General features: G+C 44.9%; 1 protein-coding gene. It reads right to left on the bottom strand.

Annotated features, from left to right (window positions below):
- Positions 1–515 (bottom strand): siderophore ferric iron reductase (locus R7F64_RS24420; protein ID WP_318072227.1); only part of this gene is annotated, 515 nt, incomplete at both ends.

Raw genomic sequence — 515 nt, 5'->3', positions numbered from 1 at the left:
AGCGTGCTCTTTAATGGTGGCATCGGTCAGTTGAGGGAAATATTGCTGTAACCTTAACAAGCACGCCAAAATACCGTCTGACATCAACTGATGAGTAAACCCCGGACGAATGCGAATCCACTCGTTCATCTGTTCTTGATAAAAATCGAACAAAGCTCGAATTTGACGCCCTGACTGCGCACTCAATATTGTGTGATTACCTTGAATATGTTCCTGATCCGCAAAGCGAAATCCTCTAACAAAGCAGGGCTGTAAGTACTGCGCAATATTTCCCAAATTCGGGAGCGATTGAAAACCGTAGATAGAGACAAGCGCAACGTAGATTGGCTGCCAGCAGAGCAAATCCCATGTTCTTGTGAGCCAATACGCCCTTCCGGCCTCTGGATACGTTTCAGAAAGTTGACGATACAACTCTTGGACGATGGGATTGATATCATTATCGATATGAATGGCATCCGACTCAATGCGACCAATATCGCCATGTAAATAAGGAGTGATGGTTTGCGATGTTTGAA

This window comes from Vibrio sp. Vb1980 (assembly GCF_033338615.1).
Lineage (GTDB): Bacteria > Pseudomonadota > Gammaproteobacteria > Enterobacterales > Vibrionaceae > Vibrio > Vibrio alginolyticus.
Note: the sequence above shows the minus strand (reverse complement) of the source record. Positions and strands in the feature narration are given on the sequence as shown.